This window comes from Kitasatospora sp. NPDC057512, assembly GCF_042802135.1.
In the GTDB taxonomy this organism is placed as follows: Bacteria; Actinomycetota; Actinomycetes; order Streptomycetales; family Streptomycetaceae; genus Kitasatospora.
On record NZ_JBHVET010001274.1, the window covers coordinates 1 to 1,137 of the forward strand.

Annotated in this window: 2 protein-coding genes; both read right to left on the minus strand. The window is 72.1% G+C overall.

Annotation, left to right across the window (positions count from 1 at the left end; all coding sequences use genetic code 11):
* Window positions 1-22 precede the first annotated feature (22 nt).
* A complete protein-coding gene (locus ACFU6K_RS39440) occupies window positions 23-682 on the minus strand; it encodes a zinc ribbon domain-containing protein (RefSeq protein WP_380671553.1) in 660 nt (219 codons plus the stop codon).
* 94 nt (window positions 683-776) lie between these two features.
* Window positions 777-998: a hypothetical protein gene (locus ACFU6K_RS39445; RefSeq protein WP_380671555.1), complete on the minus strand. Its 222-nt coding sequence runs from the start codon at window positions 996-998 to the stop codon at window positions 777-779.
* Window positions 999-1,137: the final 139 nt, after the last annotated feature.

Consider the following 1,137-nt stretch of genomic DNA (forward strand, 5'->3'; position numbering starts at 1 on the left):
GCCATGGCACGTCCGAGGGGTGTCAGCGCCTCGTCCCGCAGGACGGGCAGAACGCGGCCCCGTCCGGGACGTCCTGGTGACAGCCCGTGCACTGGACGGGCTGCGCCAGCCGGAAGCCGCAGCCCGGGCAGAACGGCGTGCCGTGGGTCTCGGTGTGGCACTGCGGGCAGACCAGCTGCCGCGGCGTGTTGACGTCGAACCCGGCCCCGGCCTGCTGCCCGGCCTTGAACGCCCGCTCGGTGACCGCGTCGTTGAGACCGCGGTGCTGCGCCGCCACCGCCTCGGCCGCGGTGTCCGGGGCGCAGTTGTGGCACAGGCCCTGGGCCGGGTCGAAGCAGCGCCCGCAGGTGTACTGGGTGCACCGGGCGCAGCGGTTGAAGTGGGACTGGGCGTTGCTGATGGCCCGTTGGAAGGCGGCGTCCCGCGAGGTGCCCCAGGTCTGCCCGGCCAGCCCGTCGGCGGCGTTGCTGATGGTGTTGGCGTTGCCGCCGATCAGGTTCCAGGCCGCACTGACGCCCTTGCCTATCCAGCCGGCCATCTGGCCGGTCCGGAACGGCTCGAACGTCGAACGCCAGGTGTCCGAGCAGCGGTAGCAGTAGAACTCGAACTGGAAACCCGCACCGGTGCCGTGCTGCTCGCACAGGTCGCGGTAGTTGCTGCTGAAGTAGATCTCCGAACTCACGTCGTCCCCGGTCGCTCAATGGCCTGTCAGCGGTCGCTCCCAGGGACGATAGGGCCCGTCGAACGGTTCCGCCAAGGACGTTCGACCGTCCCGATCAGAGCCCGGTGACCGGCAGCAGCAGCACCCGTGCCGGATCGAACGGCTGCCAGAACGCGGGCTGCCCGCCGCGGCCGATCCGCAGCCGGCACCAGCGCTGCCCGGCCGCGTCCTGCCACCACCCGCTGATCCGGCCGAGCGCCCAGGCACCGCCCCCGAGGTCCACCTCGACCGGCTGGTAGACCCACTGGACGTCCCGGTCCGCCGGTTCCGTTCCCACCGGACCTCCGGCGCCCACGGGACTGCACTGACTCTCCATCACGGCTCCGTCTCCCGACCCGGACCCGGCCGCCGGACGCCCGCTCGGGGCGGCCGACGGCCGGGGTGCAGCTCACCTCCTGAACTCTACAGGCGTGTAG